This is a genomic window from Rhizobium sp. NLR22b, assembly GCF_019685295.1.
Classification (GTDB): Bacteria; Pseudomonadota; Alphaproteobacteria; order Rhizobiales; family Rhizobiaceae; genus Rhizobium.
This window is the reverse complement of the sequence record NZ_JABDWM010000013.1, coordinates 33,572-50,366: the sequence shown is the minus strand read 5'-3', so window position 1 is coordinate 50,366 and position 16,795 is coordinate 33,572. Positions and strand designations below refer to the sequence as shown.

Annotated in this window: 11 protein-coding genes; 5 read left to right on the top strand and 6 right to left on the bottom strand. The window is 61.5% G+C overall.

Going from position 1 to position 16,795, the window contains the following annotated elements; genetic code table 11:
• The first annotated feature begins 5 nt into the window (after nucleotides 1-5).
• Together HJC00_RS20760 and ppx are read left to right on the top strand one after the other, a co-directional pair.
• Complete coding sequence (locus HJC00_RS20760; protein WP_221123398.1) at nucleotides 6-2,210, top strand: RNA degradosome polyphosphate kinase; 2,205 nt, start codon at nucleotides 6-8, stop codon at nucleotides 2,208-2,210.
• A gap of 11 nt (nucleotides 2,211-2,221) precedes the next feature.
• A complete protein-coding gene (gene ppx, locus HJC00_RS20755; protein WP_221123397.1) occupies nucleotides 2,222-3,742 on the top strand; it encodes an exopolyphosphatase in 1,521 nt (506 codons plus the stop codon).
• A gap of 156 nt (nucleotides 3,743-3,898) precedes the next feature.
• On the opposite strand, the gene HJC00_RS20750 is transcribed toward ppx, so the two are convergent.
• The 4 genes from HJC00_RS20750 to HJC00_RS20735 all read right to left on the bottom strand — a co-directional run bounded on the left by HJC00_RS20750 (nucleotide 3,899) and on the right by HJC00_RS20735 (nucleotide 9,167).
• Complete coding sequence (locus tag HJC00_RS20750; protein WP_221155848.1) at nucleotides 3,899-5,257, bottom strand: esterase-like activity of phytase family protein; 1,359 nt, start codon at nucleotides 5,255-5,257, stop codon at nucleotides 3,899-3,901.
• 105 nt (nucleotides 5,258-5,362) lie between these two features.
• Complete coding sequence (locus tag HJC00_RS20745; protein ID WP_210628380.1) at nucleotides 5,363-6,424, bottom strand: adenylate/guanylate cyclase domain-containing protein; 1,062 nt, start codon at nucleotides 6,422-6,424, stop codon at nucleotides 5,363-5,365.
• A 77-nt stretch (nucleotides 6,425-6,501) separates the two neighbouring features.
• Nucleotides 6,502-7,647: a ribonuclease D gene (rnd, locus tag HJC00_RS20740; protein WP_210628379.1), complete on the bottom strand. Its 1,146-nt coding sequence runs from the start codon at nucleotides 7,645-7,647 to the stop codon at nucleotides 6,502-6,504.
• Nucleotides 7,648-7,778: 131 nt separating this feature from the next.
• Nucleotides 7,779-9,167, bottom strand: a complete 1,389-nt coding sequence (locus HJC00_RS20735; RefSeq protein WP_221155847.1) for a multicopper oxidase family protein — start codon at nucleotides 9,165-9,167, stop codon at nucleotides 7,779-7,781.
• A 255-nt stretch (nucleotides 9,168-9,422) separates the two neighbouring features.
• Between HJC00_RS20735 and aspS the strand changes: the two genes are divergently transcribed.
• Nucleotides 9,423-11,213 carry an aspartate--tRNA ligase gene (gene aspS / locus HJC00_RS20730; RefSeq protein WP_221155846.1) on the top strand — a complete coding sequence of 597 codons (1,791 nt, stop codon included), beginning with the start codon at nucleotides 9,423-9,425 and terminating at the stop codon, nucleotides 11,211-11,213.
• 133 nt (nucleotides 11,214-11,346) lie between these two features.
• On the opposite strand, the gene HJC00_RS20725 is transcribed toward aspS, so the two are convergent.
• On the bottom strand, nucleotides 11,347-12,534 hold the full coding sequence (locus HJC00_RS20725; RefSeq protein WP_210628376.1) for a hypothetical protein: 1,188 nt from the start codon (nucleotides 12,532-12,534) through the stop codon (nucleotides 11,347-11,349).
• A gap of 236 nt (nucleotides 12,535-12,770) precedes the next feature.
• On the opposite strand from HJC00_RS20725, the gene parC reads away from it, so the two are divergent.
• Nucleotides 12,771-15,026, top strand: coding sequence for a DNA topoisomerase IV subunit A (gene parC / locus HJC00_RS20720; protein ID WP_210628375.1), 2,256 nt, complete (start codon nucleotides 12,771-12,773; stop codon nucleotides 15,024-15,026).
• Nucleotides 15,027-15,248: 222 nt separating this feature from the next.
• Nucleotides 15,249-15,707 carry an SRPBCC domain-containing protein gene (locus tag HJC00_RS20715; protein ID WP_184453111.1) on the top strand — a complete coding sequence of 153 codons (459 nt, stop codon included), beginning with the start codon at nucleotides 15,249-15,251 and terminating at the stop codon, nucleotides 15,705-15,707.
• Between the two features lie 70 nt (nucleotides 15,708-15,777).
• Here HJC00_RS20715 and HJC00_RS20710 read toward each other — a convergent pair whose 3' ends face one another.
• Nucleotides 15,778-16,659 carry a DMT family transporter gene (locus HJC00_RS20710; RefSeq protein WP_221164547.1) on the bottom strand — a complete coding sequence of 294 codons (882 nt, stop codon included), beginning with the start codon at nucleotides 16,657-16,659 and terminating at the stop codon, nucleotides 15,778-15,780.
• Between the last annotated feature and the right edge of the window lie 136 nt (nucleotides 16,660-16,795).

The following is a 16,795-nucleotide window of genomic DNA, read 5'->3' as shown; positions in this document are numbered from 1 at the left end:
CGACCATGGACAGCGCAGTCGCAGAACATCAGGAACTCACTCCGGAAACCAACGACAATATCCCCCCGCTGGACGAGTTGCTGGCAAGCCCCGAGCGCTTCATCAACCGTGAATTCTCCTGGCTGCAGTTCAACCGCCGTGTCCTGGAAGAGACGCTGAATACCGAACATCCGCTGCTCGAGCGCGTCCGCTTCCTGTCGATCTCGGCGGCCAACCTCGACGAGTTCTTCATGGTGCGCGTCGCCGGCCTCGAGGGCCAGGTGCGCCAGAACATCGCTATCCGCAGCCCCGACGGCAAGACACCGGCCGAACAGCTCGATTCGATCCTGCAGGAGATCGACCATCTGCAGATGGAGCAGCAGGCTTCGCTCGCTGTGCTGCAGCAGTACCTCGCCAAGGAAGACATTCTGATCGTGCGCCCGGGCGCCTTGAGCGATGCAGACCGCCAGTGGCTCGCCTCCGAATTCGAACAGGCGATCTTCCCGGTGCTGACGCCGCTGTCCATCGATCCGGCCCATCCGTTCCCCTTCATCCCCAATCTTGGCTTCTCGATCGGCCTGCAGCTCGTCAGCAAGAACGGCCGCGAGCCGATGACGGCGCTGCTGCGCCTGCCGCCGGCGCTCGACCGCTTCGTCCGGCTGCCCGACGATGGAAACACGATCCGCTACATCACGCTGGAAGACGTCGCGAACATCTTCATCCATAGGCTCTACCCGGGTTACGAGGTGCAGGGCTCCGGTACGTTCCGCGTCATCCGCGACAGTGATATCGAAGTCGAGGAAGAGGCCGAGGATCTCGTGCGCTTCTTCGAAACGGCACTCAAGCGCCGCCGCCGCGGCAAGGTCATCCGCATCGAGACCGATTCGGAAATGCCGGCCTCGCTGCGTCAGTTCGTCGTGCAGGCGCTCAGCATTCCCGAAAATCGCGTCGCCGTTCTGCCGGGGCTCCTGGCGCTGAACACTCTGTCGGAGATCACCAAGGCGCCGCGCGACGATCTCAGGTTTCAGCCCTACAATGCGCGATTTCCCGAGCGTGTCCGCGAACATGCCGGCGACTGCTTCGCCGCGATCCGCGAGAAGGACATGGTCGTCCATCACCCTTATGAATCCTTCGACGTGGTGGTCCAGTTCCTTCTCCAGGCTGCGCGCGATCCTGACGTTCTGGCGATAAAGCAGACGCTTTACCGCACCTCGAACGACAGCCCGATCGTCCGCGCTCTGGTCGACGCCGCCGAGGCCGGCAAGTCGGTGACGGCGCTGGTGGAGCTCAAGGCCCGCTTCGACGAAGAGGCGAATATCCGCTGGGCGCGCGATCTCGAGCGCGCCGGCGTGCAGGTCGTCTTCGGCTTCATCGAGCTCAAGACCCACGCCAAGATGTCGATGATCGTCCGCCGCGAGGAAGGGAAGCTCAGGACCTATTGTCACTTGGGAACCGGCAACTACCACCCGATCACCGCCAAGATCTATACGGATCTCTCCTATTTCACCTGCAATCCCGTCATTGCCCACGACATGGCGAATATCTTCAACTTCATCACCGGCTATGGCGAACCTGAAGAGGGCATGCAGCTCGCCGTCTCGCCCTATACGTTGCGCTCGCGCATCCTGCGTCACATCGAGGAAGAGATTCAGCATGCCAGGAACGGCGCGCCGGCGGCGATCTGGATGAAGATGAACTCGCTTGTCGACCCCGACATCATCGATGCGCTCTATCGCGCCAGCCATGCCGGCGTCGAAATCGATCTCGTCGTGCGCGGCATCTGCTGCCTGCGTCCGCAGCTGCCCGGTCTCTCGGAGAAGATCCGCGTCAAATCAATCGTCGGCCGCTTCCTCGAACACAGCCGCATCTTCTGCTTCGGCAACGGCTATGGCCTGCCGTCGGACAAGGCGCTGGTCTACATCGGTTCTGCCGACATGATGCCGAGAAATCTCGACCGCCGCGTCGAGACCATGGTTCCGTTGACGAATCCGACTGTTCATGAGCAGGTCTTGTCACAGATTATGCTCGGCAACGTGATTGACAATCAACAAAGCTACGAGATATTGCCCGACGGTACGTCGCGGCGCATGGAAGTGCGCAGGGGCGAGGAGCCGTTCAATGCGCAGCAGTATTTCATGACCAATCCGAGCCTGTCAGGCCGTGGTGAAGCTCTGAAATCAAGCGCGCCGAAACTGATCGCCGGCCTGCTCGAAGGCCGCAACAACAAGTAAAACTGGACCATATGGTTGAATCTGAAGCCCAGGGGCGCCTTCCAGGGATCGCCCCGGTCTCCGTCGTCGACATCGGATCGAATTCCATTCGTCTTGTCGTTTACGAAGGCCTGTCCCGTTCGCCTACGATCCTCTTCAACGAAAAGGTCCTCTGCGGCCTCGGCAAGGGCATAGCCATCACCGGCAAGATGGATGAAGAGAGCGTCGCCCGGGCTCTGGCAGCGCTCCACCGTTTCAAGGCCCTGTCCGATCAGGCGCGGGCCGCCACCATGTATGTGCTGGCGACGGCCGCCGCCCGCGAGGCGAGCAACGGCCCCGACTTCATCCATCAGGCGGAGACGATCCTGCAGCGCCACATCCGGGTGCTTTCAGGTGAGGAGGAGGCTCGTTTCGCCTCGCTCGGCATCATCAGTGGCTTCTTCAATCCTGACGGCATTGCCGGCGACCTCGGCGGTGGTTCTCTTGAACTGATCGACATCAAGGGCAAGGAGGTCGGCAAGGGCATTACGCTGCCGCTCGGCGGTCTGCGCCTGTCGGAATATGCCGGCGGCTCGCTCTCCAAGGCGCGAACTTTTGCCCGCAAGCAGGTGAAGACGGCAAAACTCCTGGCGAAAGGCGAGGGGCGCACCTTCTATGCCGTCGGCGGCACCTGGCGAAATATCGCCAAGCTGCACATGGAGATCACCCATTATCCGCTGCATATGATGCAGGGCTATGAGGTATCCCTCGAAGCGATGATGCTGTTCCTCGATCAGGTGGTGACCGCGCGCGATTCCAAGGAACCGGCCCTCCAGGCCGTCTCGAAGCATCGCCGTTCGCTGCTGCCTTTCGGCGCCATCGCCATGAAGGAAGTCTTGAGCGTCATGAAGCCGTCCGTGATCTCCTTCTCGGCACAGGGCGTGCGCGAGGGTTATCTCTATTCGCTGCTGTCTGAGGCCGAGCGCCGCGCCGATCCGTTGTTGGCTGCCGCTGGCGAACTAGCGATCCTGCGTGCCCGTTCGCCCGAGCATGCCCGCGAACTGGCGGAATGGACCGGCCGCATGATGCCCTTGTTCGGCGTCCAGGAAACCGAAGAGGAAAGCCGCTATCGTCAGGCCGCCTGCCTGCTTGCCGATATCAGCTGGCGCGCCCATCCTGATTATCGTGGCCTGCAGGCACTGAACGTCATCGCCCACTCCTCCTTCGTCGGCATCAGCCATCCCGGCCGCGCCTTCATCGCGCTCACCAATTATTACCGTTTCGAGGGCCTGCACGACGACGGCGCCACCGGTCCGCTGGCGCAGATCGCCACCCCTCAGTTCATCGACCGCGCCAAACTGCTCGGCGGCATGCTGCGCGTCGTCTATCTCTTCTCGGCCTCCATGCCCGGCATCGTCAAGCACCTGACCTTCCGCAAATCGTCGAATCCGGACTTCGACCTCGAATTCGTCGTGCCGCCGGAATACCGCGATTTCGCCGGCGAGCGCCTGGACGGCCGCCTGCAGCAGCTGTCGCGGTTGACGAACAAGAGGCTGGCGTTTCGGTTCGAGTAGAGAGGCATTCTTTCCGCGGGCTCTTCCCGCGGTGCGGACCGTTCGACCTCCCTCATTCCTGTGACGAGCACAGGAATGAGGGAGGTCGAAGTAGTGCCATACGCAAAAGGGCGGCGCTGACCGCACCACCCTCCGGATGTCCTCAGGGTTTTCTGCTCACTTCGCGTTCAAAAACTCGCCAACCTCGAGCAGGCTGAACTCGTTATTGTCGGCCTTGTCGACAGCGCGGCCGGCCGAGAAGGGCAGGTTGTTGTCATTGCCGATGATGATGTGGGTGGCGTCGACGCGGTCGACGTTTTCGATGGTGACGAACGGCATGTCATAGACGCCATCCTTGCTGCCGGCCTGCTTCTTGTTGTCGGGGTCCTGAATATCAAGGAGATCGATGTAACCGATCTTGCGGACGGCCTTGCCGAGGTTGGCGTCGTTGAATTCGATCTTGTAGACGCGCTTCAGCACCGCCGGAGCTTCGAAGCAATCCGGCTTCGGCTGCTTCGGGTCGGAGCAGACCTTGTCGCTGGTGCCGGCGCCGCTGTCGCGCTCGATGACGAGAGCGGTGGAGTCGTCGAGCATGTTGAAATCCCCGATCGATACACCCTTGTCTTCGAATGGATAAAGCCAGCTGCGGCCTGTCCACTTCTTGGAGCCAGCGTCGAATTCTATGACGCGGATGGCCGTATGGCCGTCAGCCGTTTCCATCGTGCCGTCATCCTCGTAGATGGCGCCTTCGAGCAGGCCGTAGAGCTTGGATCCGTCCTTCGACATGGCAAGGCCTTCGAAGCCGCCGGAGCGCTTCAGGTTGAAGACCGGCATCTTGGCGGCCGGATTGCCAGGCAGCTGGATCAGCGGGTTGTCGGGCGAAAGCACCGGCTTGCCGTCGAGCATCGTCGGGATCACGTCCGTCAGGCGACCTTCGGTATCGACCTTGAGGAGATAGGGACCGAACTCGTCGCCCAGCCAGAAGCCGTCGGCATCCGGCTGGATCGATTCGATGTCGAAGTCGGCGCCGGTAAGGTAACGCTTTTCCGTGCCTTCGAGCACGAGCGGGAACGGGGCGATCTTGTTTGGATCGGAGAGGAAGAGGTTCTTGACGACCTCAGCCTTGTTGGCAGTCCAGTCGAACTTCATCTGATGCAGGAACAGCATGGAGTCGGAAGAGTTGGCTTTCGAACCGAAGCCGTTGTCGGAGAGCGTCCAGAAGGTCCCGTCAGCCATCGTCTTGATGCCTGAGAAACCTTGGATCGGCTGGCCGTCGAACGGAATCTTGAGGTCGGTCACGCGCGCGCCGTCCTTGCCTGGAACGGCGCCGAGAGCTTCGCTGCGCTTGCGGTCCGGCGTCGTGAACTTGCCGGAATGCTTGAGAAATTCGGGGGCGTCGGCCGGAGCCGGAACCATGGTATTGGCTGGCAGGATCGCCTGGCCGGTGAGCTTGGCCGGGAACTGCTGCTGGTCGGCCGAAACGGGGCCGGCAATCAGGATGAAAAGCGATACGGAAGCAAAAAGGACGTTCTTCATAATATCCCCATGGACGGATGCGAATGGCTTCCGCTTAACAGGGCTTCCGTGTCAGCGAATTGACGGTTGGGTGAAGCTTTGGTGACGGGTGATAAATGGACTTGCTCAGCCGTGCAGAACGACTGCGGGCGTGTTCAGAACGGTCACCGCACGCGAGGACAGCGCCATGACGCCGAGTGCCTGGCCGCGTCCCTTGACGGCATGGATCCCGAGATCCTCGCAGGAAATGTCATCGGGAAAGGTCATGCGCCGGGCCAGTTCCGCGGAGATCAGCACCTGCCGGTTCAGGCTGCGGCAGAGCGTCTCCAGCCGGGCGGTCGTATTCACCGTATCGCCAAAATAGCTGATCTTGTGGTGGTCGACGCCGACTTCCGCCGTGATGATCTCGCCGCCATGAAGTGCAACGTGAAGCTTCGGCACCTGGCCGTAATTTTTCCGCCAGCCGGCGGCATTGGCTTCGATATCGGCGAGGATATCGAAGATGCAGCGAACGCAGCGCGCATCCTTGACGCCGCGGGCCAGCGGCCAGGTAATGATCGCCGCATCGCCGACATAGTCGTTGATCATGCCCTTGTGGCGTCTGACCGGCTCGGCGAAAGTCGCAAACAGCGAGCTCAGCAGCTGCTGCGCCCTGAGGTCGCCGTGTTTTTCGGCAAAAGCCGTCGAATCGACGAGATCGATGAACAGGAAGACCCGCTCTTCCTTGACCGGATTGCGATAGCGGCTGATGAGCATGCTGGTGAATACTTCGCGGCCGAGCAGTTCGCGCACGCGCAGGATGAAGATCAGCGCCAAGCAGACGACAAGTGCATAAAGGAAGACGTCGAACGGCATGATGACGAGATCGAGGAGCGACGTCGGCTTCAGCACGCCGACCGAGCGAAGCAGCAGCCCGGCGCAGGCAAAGCCAATGCTCATCAGAATTTCGTAGATCGCCAGTTCGGTTATGATGAAGGCGAAGGTCGGTAGCTTCTGGATGCGTCTGTAGAGTCCGCGGAACAGCACCTTGCGCTCGAAGGCAATGATCGGCATGCCGATGAACAGCGCGAAGATCGCCCCGACGACCGGCGTCTGCTCCGAATAGAACATCGAATCATAGACGACGCCGCTCGCCGCGAGAACGATGACGATCAGGATCCAGTTCTGCGTCGGAGAAATTTCCCGCATGCCGCGCCCTTCGCTTCGCAGTGTCTCCGCCATTGTTTTCGGTTGGGAAAAAGGCGTTGAGCGAATTCGATTTGGTGTCAGAGTGCGACGGTTTCAACCTTCCGGCCGGCGAATCGCAATCCGATCTGGCCCTGGATCAGCTGCAGCGCCGGCTCGCCGAAAAGATCGCGCCGCCAGCCGTGCAGGGCAGCGACATCGGCCTTCTCGCCATCGGCGGCAATCTTGTCGAGATCCTCGCTGTTGGCGATCACCTTCGGCGCCACCCCATGTTTTTCCGAGATCAGCTTCAGCAGCACCTTTAAGAGTTCGACGGCGGCAGCTGCGCCCTCCGGGGCCTGTGCCTGACGTGGCACATGCGGCATCTCGGCTTTCGGAAGGGCGAGCGCCGCATTGACCGCTTCGACGACTGCCGTCCCGGCGGCCGAACGCTCCCAGCCCTTCGGAATGGTGCGCAGGCGGCCGAGCGCTTCGGAATCCCTGGGTTGCTGCTGGGCGATCTCATAGATCGCATCGTCCTTCAAAACGCGCGAACGCGGCACGTTGCGGGCCCGCGCCTCGCGCTCACGCCAGGCGGCGACGTATTTCAGGATTGCCAGCTCCTGCGGCTTGCGCAGGCGCATCTTCAGACGCTGCCAGGCGTCGTCGGGATGCATGTCGTAGGTCTCGCGCGCCTCGAGAATGTCCATTTCCTCGCGCAGCCACGACGTGCGGCCTTCGCGATCGAGTTCCGCCTTCAGCGACAGGTAGACGTCGCGCAGATGGGTGACGTCGGCCAGCGCATATTCCAGCTGCTTTTCGGAGAGCGGCCGGCGGCTCCAGTCGGTGAAGCGCGACGACTTGTCGATATGGACGTTCTTGATGCGGCTGACCAGCTGGTCATAGGAGACGCTGTCGCCGAAACCGCAGACCATGGCGGCGACCTGCGTGTCGAAGATCGGATGCGGAATGAGATTGCCGCGATTGAAGATGATTTCGATGTCCTGACGCGCCGCGTGAAAGACTTTCAACACCTTGGTGTCCGCCATCAGCTCGAAGAAGGGAGCGAGATCGATGCCCTTCGCCAGCGGGTCGACGAGTACTTCCAATGTCGGGCTTGCCATCTGGATCAGGCAGAGCTCCGGCCAGAACGTCGTCTCACGCAGGAATTCGGTGTCGATGGTGATGAAGTCGGACTTGGCCAGCTCTTTGCAGGCGGCCGCCAAATCGGCGGTGGTTTCGATCATATCATTTCATTCGCAAGGAAAAGGTTGGTTGAACCTTCCTTCTCCTTTCGCTTCGATATGTCAATACAACAGCATACGCTTCAAGCATTGCTGAAGAAGAATCACGTCCAAACTGAGGCACAGGGAATGCTTCAGCTCACTCTGATATAGCTGGTCATTCCCGTCTTCTGATGCTCGATGATGTGGCAATGCAGCACCCAGTCGCCGGGATTGTCGGCGACAAAAGCCAATTGCACTTTCTCGTCCGGCTGGACGAGGTAGGTGTCGGACACCAGCGGCATCGCCTCCCGCGCCGAGGAGGAGATCACCGTGAAACTCATCCCGTGCAGATGGATCGGATGCGCGTGCGGCGTGGTGTTCTCGAGGTTGAAGACATAGCTTCTGCCGAGCTTCAGTTCCGCCAGCGGCGCCGTCGGATCGGGCGTGTCTCCGGGCCACGGCACCTTGTTGATCGCCCAGAAGCTGTAGCCGAGCGTGCCGCAGATGCTTTCCACGGCGGCATTTTCCGCAGTGGCGCTCAACACCAGCGGGATCTGTTCGGCAACGGAAAGATCGGCCTTCGGAACAGGATTCTGGCCAAGAGGCCCGAGATCGCCGATGTCGCGCTTCAGCGATGCCCCGACCGCACGCAGGCTGGCGATCGTCTTCGGCGCCGTGCCGCGAATGTCTTCCAGTATCGCGACGGCGCCTTCATCGTCCGGCATGCGCACCACAAGATCGAGCCGCTGGCCCGGCCCGATCTGCAGGAGGTCGAGGGGGAAGCGTTTCGGCACCGGATTGCCGTCGATTGCGATGACGGTCGCATCTGCGCCCGCCATCTTCAGCAAGAAGATGCGCGTCACGTCGGTGATGGCAATGCGCAGCCGCACCAACCCGCCGGCCGGGGCGTCATATTGCGGCTCCTGGCGCCAGTTGGCCGTGCGCACCGTGCCGTAGGTGCCGCTCTTGGCAGCGTCGCGCGGCCGGAAGGGCGCGATGAACTGCCCGTCGCCTCCGAGACGCCAGTCGCGCAGATTGAGCAACACCTCGGCATCGAATTCCGGATCAGCCGGATCCTCGACGACGAGCATGCCGGTCATGCCATGTCCCATCTGCGTCAGCGTGTTGCAATGCGGATGGTACCAGAAGGTGCCGGCATCGGGCGGCGTGAAGGCATAGTCGAAGCTGTCGCCGGTATAGATATAGGGCTGCGTCACGAAGGGCACGCCATCCATGCGGTTGTCGATACGAAGCCCGTGCCAATGGATCGTCGTCGGCTCATCGAGTCCGTTCTTCAGCCTTGCCGCGTAGGGCCGCCCCTTGGTCATTCTCAGAACCGGCGGCATGCCGTCATGGCCCCAGCTCATGACATCCCGAGTCGGACCCGCCTCGGTCAGGATGGCCTCGGTTTTCACAGCCGTCAGCAGCTGCGGTTCCGACGCCGCCTCGGCCAGTCCGAATTTGCCCGCAATGGCCATGCCTGCGCCATATGCGCCCGCGACGGATGCCTTCAGAATGTTGCGGCGGGTCAGCAGAGGCATGCGGAGGCTCCAGGATGGGAATGCTGATCCTTTTAAAGTTGAGCCGCATCTTCATCAATATGGGAAATGCGGCCAAACTGCCGCAGCCTGCGGGTCGCAGCCTTGCCATAAACGCATGCCAAACCCAGGGGCGGGGCGCGCCAAGCCTTGACAAATCGGAGCGTCCATGCGCTTTTCCGCCCGATTTTCTTGTCGGCGCGGGAGGGTCTTCGAACCCCTGCTGCCGTCTTCAGCCACATGCCAGGATTTGAGATCATGCATCGCTACCGCAGCCACACATGCGCCGCCCTCCGCAAGACGGATGTCGGCTCGACCGTCCGCATCGCCGGCTGGGTCCATCGCGTTCGCGACCATGGTGGCGTTCTCTTCATCGACCTTCGCGACCATTACGGCATCACCCAGGTCGTCGCCGACCCGGATAGCCCTGCCTTCAAGACGGCGGAAACCGTGCGTGGCGAATGGGTCATCCGCATCGACGGCCTCGTCAAAGCCCGTACCGAAGAGACCGTCAACAAGAACATGGCGACCGGCGAGATCGAGCTCTACGCGCAGGAGATCGAAGTGCTCTCCGCCGCCAAGGAATTGCCGCTGCCGGTCTTCGGTGAGCCTGATTATCCGGAAGACGTTCGCCTCAAGTATCGCTTCCTCGATCTTCGCCGCGAAACCCTGCACAAAAACATCGTCAAGCGCACCCAGGTGATTTCGGCCATGCGCCGTGAAATGGGCGGCGCGGGCTTTACCGAATATACCACGCCGATCCTCACAGCCTCCTCGCCCGAAGGCGCGCGCGACTTCCTCGTGCCGAGCCGTATTCATCCCGGCACCTTCTACGCTCTGCCGCAGGCGCCGCAGCAGTACAAGCAACTGCTCATGGTCGCAGGTTTCGACCGTTACTTCCAGATCGCGCCGTGCTTCCGTGACGAAGACCCGCGCGCCGACCGCTTGCCTGGCGAATTCTACCAGCTCGACCTCGAAATGAGCTTCGTCACCCAGGAAGACGTCTGGGACACCATGGGTCCGCTGATGACCAAGGTGTACGAAGAGTTTGCCGAAGGCAAGCCGGTCACCAAGGAATGGCCGCGCATCCCCTATGACGAGGCGATCCGCAAATACGGCTCCGACAAGCCCGATCTGCGCAACCCGATCGTCATGGAAGCGGTGACCGAACATTTCGCCGGCTCGGGCTTTAAAGTCTTCGCCGGCATGATCGCCTCCAACCCGAAGGTCCAGGTCTGGGCGATCCCGGCCAAGACAGGCGGCTCGCGTGCTTTCTGCGACCGCATGAACGCCTGGGCGCAGAGCCAGGGCCAGCCGGGCCTCGGCTACATCTTCTGGCGCAAGGAAGGCGAGAAGCTCGAAGGCGCCGGACCACTTGCCAAGAACATCGGCGAGGAGCGCACCGATGCGATCCGGACCCAACTTGGTCTTGGTGACGGCGACGCGTGCTTCTTCGTCGCCGGAGAGCCGGAAAAATTCTACAAGTTTGCGGGTGAGGCCCGCACCAAGGCCGGCGAAGAACTCAACCTCGTCGACCGCGACCGCTTCGAGCTCTGCTGGATCGTCGACTTCCCATTCTTCGAATGGAACGACGAGGAAAAGAAGGTCGATTTCGCCCACAACCCGTTCTCGATGCCGCAGGGTGGCCTCGATGCGCTCAGGAACCAGGATCCCCTGACGATCAAGGCCTTCCAGTACGACGCCGTCTGCAACGGCTTCGAGATCGCCTCGGGTTCGATCCGCAACCAGTCGCCGGAAACCATGGTCGCCGCCTTCGAGAAGGTCGGTCTCAGCCAGCAGGACGTCGAGGACCGCTTCGGCGGCCTCTACCGCGCCTTCCAGTACGGCGCGCCTCCGCATGGCGGCGCCGCCTTCGGCATCGACCGAATCGTCATGCTGCTCGTCGGCGCCAAGAACCTGCGTGAGATCTCGCTGTTCCCGATGAACCAGCAGGCCCAGGACCTGCTGATGGGCGCGCCGACCCCGGCAACCCCGACGCAGCTGCGCGAGCTTTCGATCCGGCCGATCCCGCCGGTCAAGAAGGACTGAGTTCGGCTCAGCGTCGAACAGAAAAGCCCGGCGGCCGCAAACGCCGGGCTTTTTGTCTGCGCGGATCGTTTGATTTGAAACAAGAAAGGACCCGGCAGCGGAACTGTCGGGCCCTTTCTTGCAATTTGAGCGATCAGTCGTTGGCCGAAACCTTGACGCCGAGCACCTGCGGCAGCGTGTTCGGAGCGCCCATCGCGGCGCCGACGATCGTCGGGAACGGCACCGGCTTTTCAGGAGCGGCCTTCACCGTCAAGCTCTTGGGGTCGTCGAGGAAGGTGTTGACGGCGGCCGAAACGGCGTTCTGCAGTTCCGGGATATTGAGCTGCGCCAGCATGATCGGCGTCATCGCCTTCAGCGAATCCGCCATCTGCTTGCCTGACATGTTCTGCTGCGAACCGGCGTAATCGAGCGCCCGCTTGGTGATCGAGGCATCTTCGAAGCGCACGTGAGCGCCCTCGAAGGACAGCTGCTGCATCAGGCCGAGCATGGCAAGGCCGAGCGCCTGCTGCGACTGTTCCGTGTTCGGATTGGATTCCGATTCCTTCACCGCATCCTGCAGTGATTTCATGAAGGCCATCGTATAGCCGGAGATCTTGAAGCCGAGGTTGAGCTTGCCGATGTTCGTGAAGTCGAAGGCGATTTCCGAAACGTCGAACGTGCCGGGCCCGAGCTCCCAGGCGCCTTTCATGGTGATGTCGCCCTGGACGTGCTGCAGGGCGAGCTTCTCGATCGCATCCTTGCCCTGCGGATCTTCGGCCTTGGTGAGATCGGCCTTCATGCTTTTGAAGGCGCCGTCGAAATCGAAGCCGGATTCGTCCTCGCGCAGCGTCAGGTTCATGTCGCTTTGCAGTAGCGAGAACACTTCCGCGCCGTCCTTGACCACCTTCAGCGGGCCGGTATGGGCGGTTTCGTAGAGCATCATTGTGTCGAGGCTGTCGCCGCCGGCTGTCGCCGGAATGGAAATGCCGCCGAGCGTCAGCTCTTGTGCGGTCATGGTGACGCCGTCTTTCGTCGTGTTGATATCGGGGAAGGCGGCCTCTTCGATGTAATAGCCACCTTCCTCATCTTCCTCCACGCCGGACAGGGTGACTTCGCCGATGGCGAAGCTCTCGTTGCCGGCCGGTTTGATGCTGACTTTCTTCAAGGTCACGGTGGTGCCATTGATATCGACGCCGTCAGCCGAAATCGTTCCGCCCTGTGCGGCATAGGCGGCATTGAGCTTCTTCAGCAGATCATTGCCGTCGAGGGCCAAGGCCGAGCCGGCGAGCGAGAAAAAGGCTGCGCCCGACAGCATCAGCCGCGTTGTCCGATAAATGTTCATAAGGGTGATTCCTCTGGTGGCGTGTGGCGGTTTGGAAATCTGCAGTTACGCTACTACGGATTGGGGCCGCTTTATATTTGCGGACTTCTAAATTTCTGTTGAAGGGAACGGCAAACGAAGTCCAAATTGCGGCGGAACGTTTGTCTCATCCTTTGATGTCGCCCCCAAGACTTCATCCACAGCTGCAATAGGCCGGATTCCTTGCCCGCCGGCCACTTCTGGGCTAGTCAAGGCCCATGGGACAAGAGATTTTGCCGCCTTCCGGCGGAGACGACGACAACATCCAGCCGGTCGACCTCAAGGCGGCGCTCGAGCAGCGTTACCTTGCCTATGCGCTGTCGACCATCATGCACCGCGCGCTGCCTGACGTGCGCGACGGGCTGAAGCCTGTCCATCGCCGCATCGTCTACGCGATGAACGAGATGGGGCTGAGGCCCACTTCGGCCTTCAGAAAATGCGCCAAGATCGTCGGCGAAGTGATGGGTAACTACCATCCGCATGGCGACCAGTCGATCTACGACGCGCTTGCCCGTCTCGCCCAGGATTTCTCGCAGCGTTATACGCTGGTCAACGGCCAGGGCAATTTCGGCAATATAGACGGCGACAGCCCCGCCGCCATGCGTTACACCGAATCGAAGATGACGGCGGTCTCCGAACTGCTGCTCGAAGGCATCGATCAGGATGCGGTCGATTTCCGCGACACCTACGACGAATCGAATTCCGAGCCGGTCGTGCTTCCCGGCGCCTTCCCGAACCTGCTCGCCAACGGCTCCTCCGGCATCGCCGTCGGCATGGCGACCTCGATCCCGTCTCACAATGCGCATGAGCTTTGCGACGCCGCCCTGCATCTGATCAAGCATCCCGATGCGACCATCGAAAAGCTCGTCGAATTCATTCCCGGCCCGGATTTCCCCACAGGCGGCATTATCATCGACAGCCGCGACAGCATCATCGAGAGCTACCGCACCGGCCGCGGCGGTTTTCGCGTGCGGGCGAAATGGCAGACGGAGGATCTCGGTCGCGGCGGCTATCAGATCGTCATCACCGAAATTCCCTTTCAGGTGCAGAAATCGCGGCTGATCGAGAAGATCGCCGAGCTGCTGATCGCCCGCAAGCTGCCGCTGCTGGAAGACATCCGCGATGAATCGGCCGAGGACATTCGCATCGTCCTGGCGCCGAAGTCCCGCAGCGTCGATCCGACCATCCTGATGGAATCGATGTTCAAGCTGACGGAGCTCGAAAGCCGCTTTCCGCTCAACATGAACGTTCTGTCCATGGGGCGCATCCCCAAAGTCATGGCGCTGAACGAGGTGCTGAAGGAGTGGCTGGACCACCGTCGCGAAGTCCTGCAGCGCCGGTCGCGCTTCCGCCTGGCCGCAATCGACAAGCGTCTCGAGATCCTCGGCGGTCTGTTGATCGCCTACCTCAACATCGATGAGGTGATCCGGATCATTCGCGAGGAAGACGAGCCGAAGCCGGTCATGATGGCGCGATGGGATCTGACCGACAATCAGGTCGAAGCGATCCTCAACATGCGGCTGCGCGCCCTGCGCAAACTGGAAGAATTCGAGATCCGCAAGGAGTTTGACGAACTCACCAAGGAAAAGAGCGAGATCGAGGCGCTGCTTGCCTCGGACGACAAGCAGTGGCAGACGGTTGCCTGGGAAATCGGCGAGGTGAAGAAGAAATTCGCCAAGGCGACCGAGGTCGGCCGCCGCCGCACCCAGTTCGCCGACGCGCCTGAGGCCGATGAAGAGGCGATCCAGCAGGCGATGATCGAGAAGGAGCCGATCACGGTCGTCATATCCGAAAAGGGCTGGATCCGCGCCCTGAAGGGCCACATCGCCGACACCGCGACGCTGACCTTCAAGGAAGGGGACGGCTTGAAGGTGGCCTTCCCGGCGCAGACGACGGACAAGATCCTGATCGTCACGACAGGCGGCAAGGCCTTCACGCTCGGTGGTGACAAGCTGCCGGGCGGACGCGGCCACGGCGAGCCGTTGCGTATCATGGTCGACATGGATAACGACCAGGCGGTGCTGACCGCCTTCGTCCACGATTCCGCGCGCAAGCAACTGATCGTGTCGACGGCGGGCAACGGTTTCGTCGTTCCAGAGGCGGAGCTGGTCGCCAATACGCGCAAAGGCAAGCAGATCATGAATGTCGCGCTGCCGGAGGAAACGCAGCTGCTGGTGCCGGTTAGCGGCGATCATGTTGCCGTCGTCGGCGAGAACCGCAAGCTGCTGGTCTTCCCGCTCGCGCAGGTGCCGGAAATGTCGCGCGGCAAGGGCGTGCGCCTGCAGCGCTACAAGGATGGCGGCATTTCCGATGTCCGCTGCTTCGCAATATCAGACGGCCTCGTCTGGGAAGACAGCGCCGGCCGCACCTTCACGAAGAACAAGGACGAACTGGCCGAATGGCTGGGCGATCGCGCTAGCGCCGGCCGCACCGTGCCGAAGGGCTTCCCGCGCAGCGGCAAATTCGCCGGCTGAGGCTTTACGGCGCCGCGCACCTGTCCAGGCGCGCAAAGGACCGTCGTAACGCCTTGGTTTTCTGTCGAATTAAATTCCGCGCTCGGCTCTTGGCGGGCGTGGGAACTTCTCTATCTCATTGCTGTTATCAAAATAAGAGAAGGCCGGTTGCGTGGGCGGACGGAGCGGCTGTGGTCCGTTGCGCCTCGAGAAGGCGCCCGTGCCCCTACCGGAGGAAAATCGATGCCCGCCAGCACCATCAAATTGCATGTCAGCCAGACCTACAAGGCCCCGCCCGCTGTGGTCTACGACGCCTGGCTCAACCCCGAAATTGCCCGCCGCTTCCTGTTTGCGACCGATGATGGACATGTCATCCGTGCCGACATCGACCCGCGTGTCGGCGGCCGTTTCTTCGTCGTTGACCGCCGCCCGACCGGCGACGCCTTTCATCAGGGCGTCTTTCTGGAATTGAAGCGCCCGCAACGCATGGTCTTCAGCTTTTCCGTCGAGGAGCACGACCACAATTGCGATCGCGTCGAAATCGACATCGAGCCTCTCGGCGGCGGCAGCCGCCTTACATTGACCCACGAAATGTGCGCCGAATGGGCCGCACACGAGGAGAAAACGCGGCAAGGCTGGGCGCATGTCGTCGAAGCCCTCGGCCGGGAACTGGAACAGCAGCAGTTGAAGGCTACCGGTTGAGCGGCACGCTGAAGTCCCAAGGGAAGCGCGTCGCTCCTTCATCGTTGTATGACATGGGGCCAGGGTCACATCATGAGACTTGCCTGACGCTCTTGCGTCGCGCCATCCAGAGGGAATGCACGGCGATTGTCGCCGTCAGGATGCCGCCGCCGACGAGTGTCATGGTCGCGGGCGTTTCGGCAAAGATCAGCCAGACCCAGATCGGCGCCAGCACCGTTTCCAAGAGATAGAACATGCCGACTTCAGCCGCGGACAGATAACGTGGTCCTGTCGCCAGGCACCAGAAGGCGACCGGCATCACGATGGCGCCGTTGAAGAGGATCCAGCCGGGATGGACGATGGCAAGCCCTGAGGGCAGAGCCTGCGTGAGGCCGAGTACAGCCGGCAGGATGGCGGCAAGCAGCGGCACGAAGCCCATTTGCCGGCGAGAGGCACGCCCGACCGTAATGGCTGCGGCAAGAATGAGCGCGCTGAGAAGCGCCATGGCGTCGCCAAAAACATGGCCGCTGGAAAGTCCTTCGCTCACGATCAATCCGACGCCTGATATCATGAACAGCATCGCGACCAGCGTTGCGGCCGGAGGCTTCTCCTTGAGGAAAATCCAGGAAAGAAGAGCTCCGAACATCGGGTTGAAGGCGACGATGAAGACGACATTGGCTGTGGCCGTATTGAAGACGGCCAGCACGAAGGTGAGGGAAGAGAGACCGTAGAGCAGACCGGCGAGCAAACCGGGTCGCCCCGGAACGAGAACCGGCCACTTGCCCGAAACCAGGCGCATTGCTCCTAATATGACGAGCGTGGCGACGACCGTTGCTGCGCTCCGCATTCCGAGAATCGACCAGATGTCACCGTCGCCAAGGCGGACGAGCGGGATATCCATGGAAAGCGCCAGCCCGCCGATCGCCGTCAGCAGCAGGCCCTTCCGATGATCGGAAAGAGCGGTGGGGAGCATTTAGAGCCTTTGCTGGTCAGCTTGAAGCATTCTGCCGGAGCAGGTTTTCGTCAGGGCAGAAGCGATTGGCGACGGGCATACCCCCAAGTACGTCCGAGCCGATCGCCTCTGCCCTGGCTAGAGATGCCCGGCCCAC

Excerpts from the sequence above, each read along its gene's own strand:
- HJC00_RS20735 (WP_221155847.1), bottom strand. The coding sequence starts at position 9,167 with ATGCCTCTGCTGACCCGCCGCAACATTCTGAAGGCATCCGTCGCGGGC.
- parC (WP_210628375.1), top strand. The coding sequence starts at position 12,771 with ATGGGACAAGAGATTTTGCCGCCTTCCGGCGGAGACGACGACAACATC.
- HJC00_RS20715 (WP_184453111.1), top strand. The coding sequence starts at position 15,249 with ATGCCCGCCAGCACCATCAAATTGCATGTCAGCCAGACCTACAAGGCC.
- rnd (WP_210628379.1), bottom strand. The coding sequence starts at position 7,647 with ATGATCGAAACCACCGCCGATTTGGCGGCCGCCTGCAAAGAGCTGGCC.
- HJC00_RS20760 (WP_221123398.1), top strand. The coding sequence starts at position 6 with ATGGACAGCGCAGTCGCAGAACATCAGGAACTCACTCCGGAAACCAAC.
- ppx (WP_221123397.1), top strand. The coding sequence starts at position 2,222 with ATGGTTGAATCTGAAGCCCAGGGGCGCCTTCCAGGGATCGCCCCGGTC.
- HJC00_RS20710 (WP_221164547.1), bottom strand. The coding sequence starts at position 16,659 with ATGCTCCCCACCGCTCTTTCCGATCATCGGAAGGGCCTGCTGCTGACG.
- HJC00_RS20750 (WP_221155848.1), bottom strand. The coding sequence starts at position 5,257 with ATGAAGAACGTCCTTTTTGCTTCCGTATCGCTTTTCATCCTGATTGCC.
- aspS (WP_221155846.1), top strand. The coding sequence starts at position 9,423 with ATGCATCGCTACCGCAGCCACACATGCGCCGCCCTCCGCAAGACGGAT.
- HJC00_RS20725 (WP_210628376.1), bottom strand. The coding sequence starts at position 12,534 with ATGAACATTTATCGGACAACGCGGCTGATGCTGTCGGGCGCAGCCTTT.
- HJC00_RS20745 (WP_210628380.1), bottom strand. The coding sequence starts at position 6,424 with ATGCGGGAAATTTCTCCGACGCAGAACTGGATCCTGATCGTCATCGTT.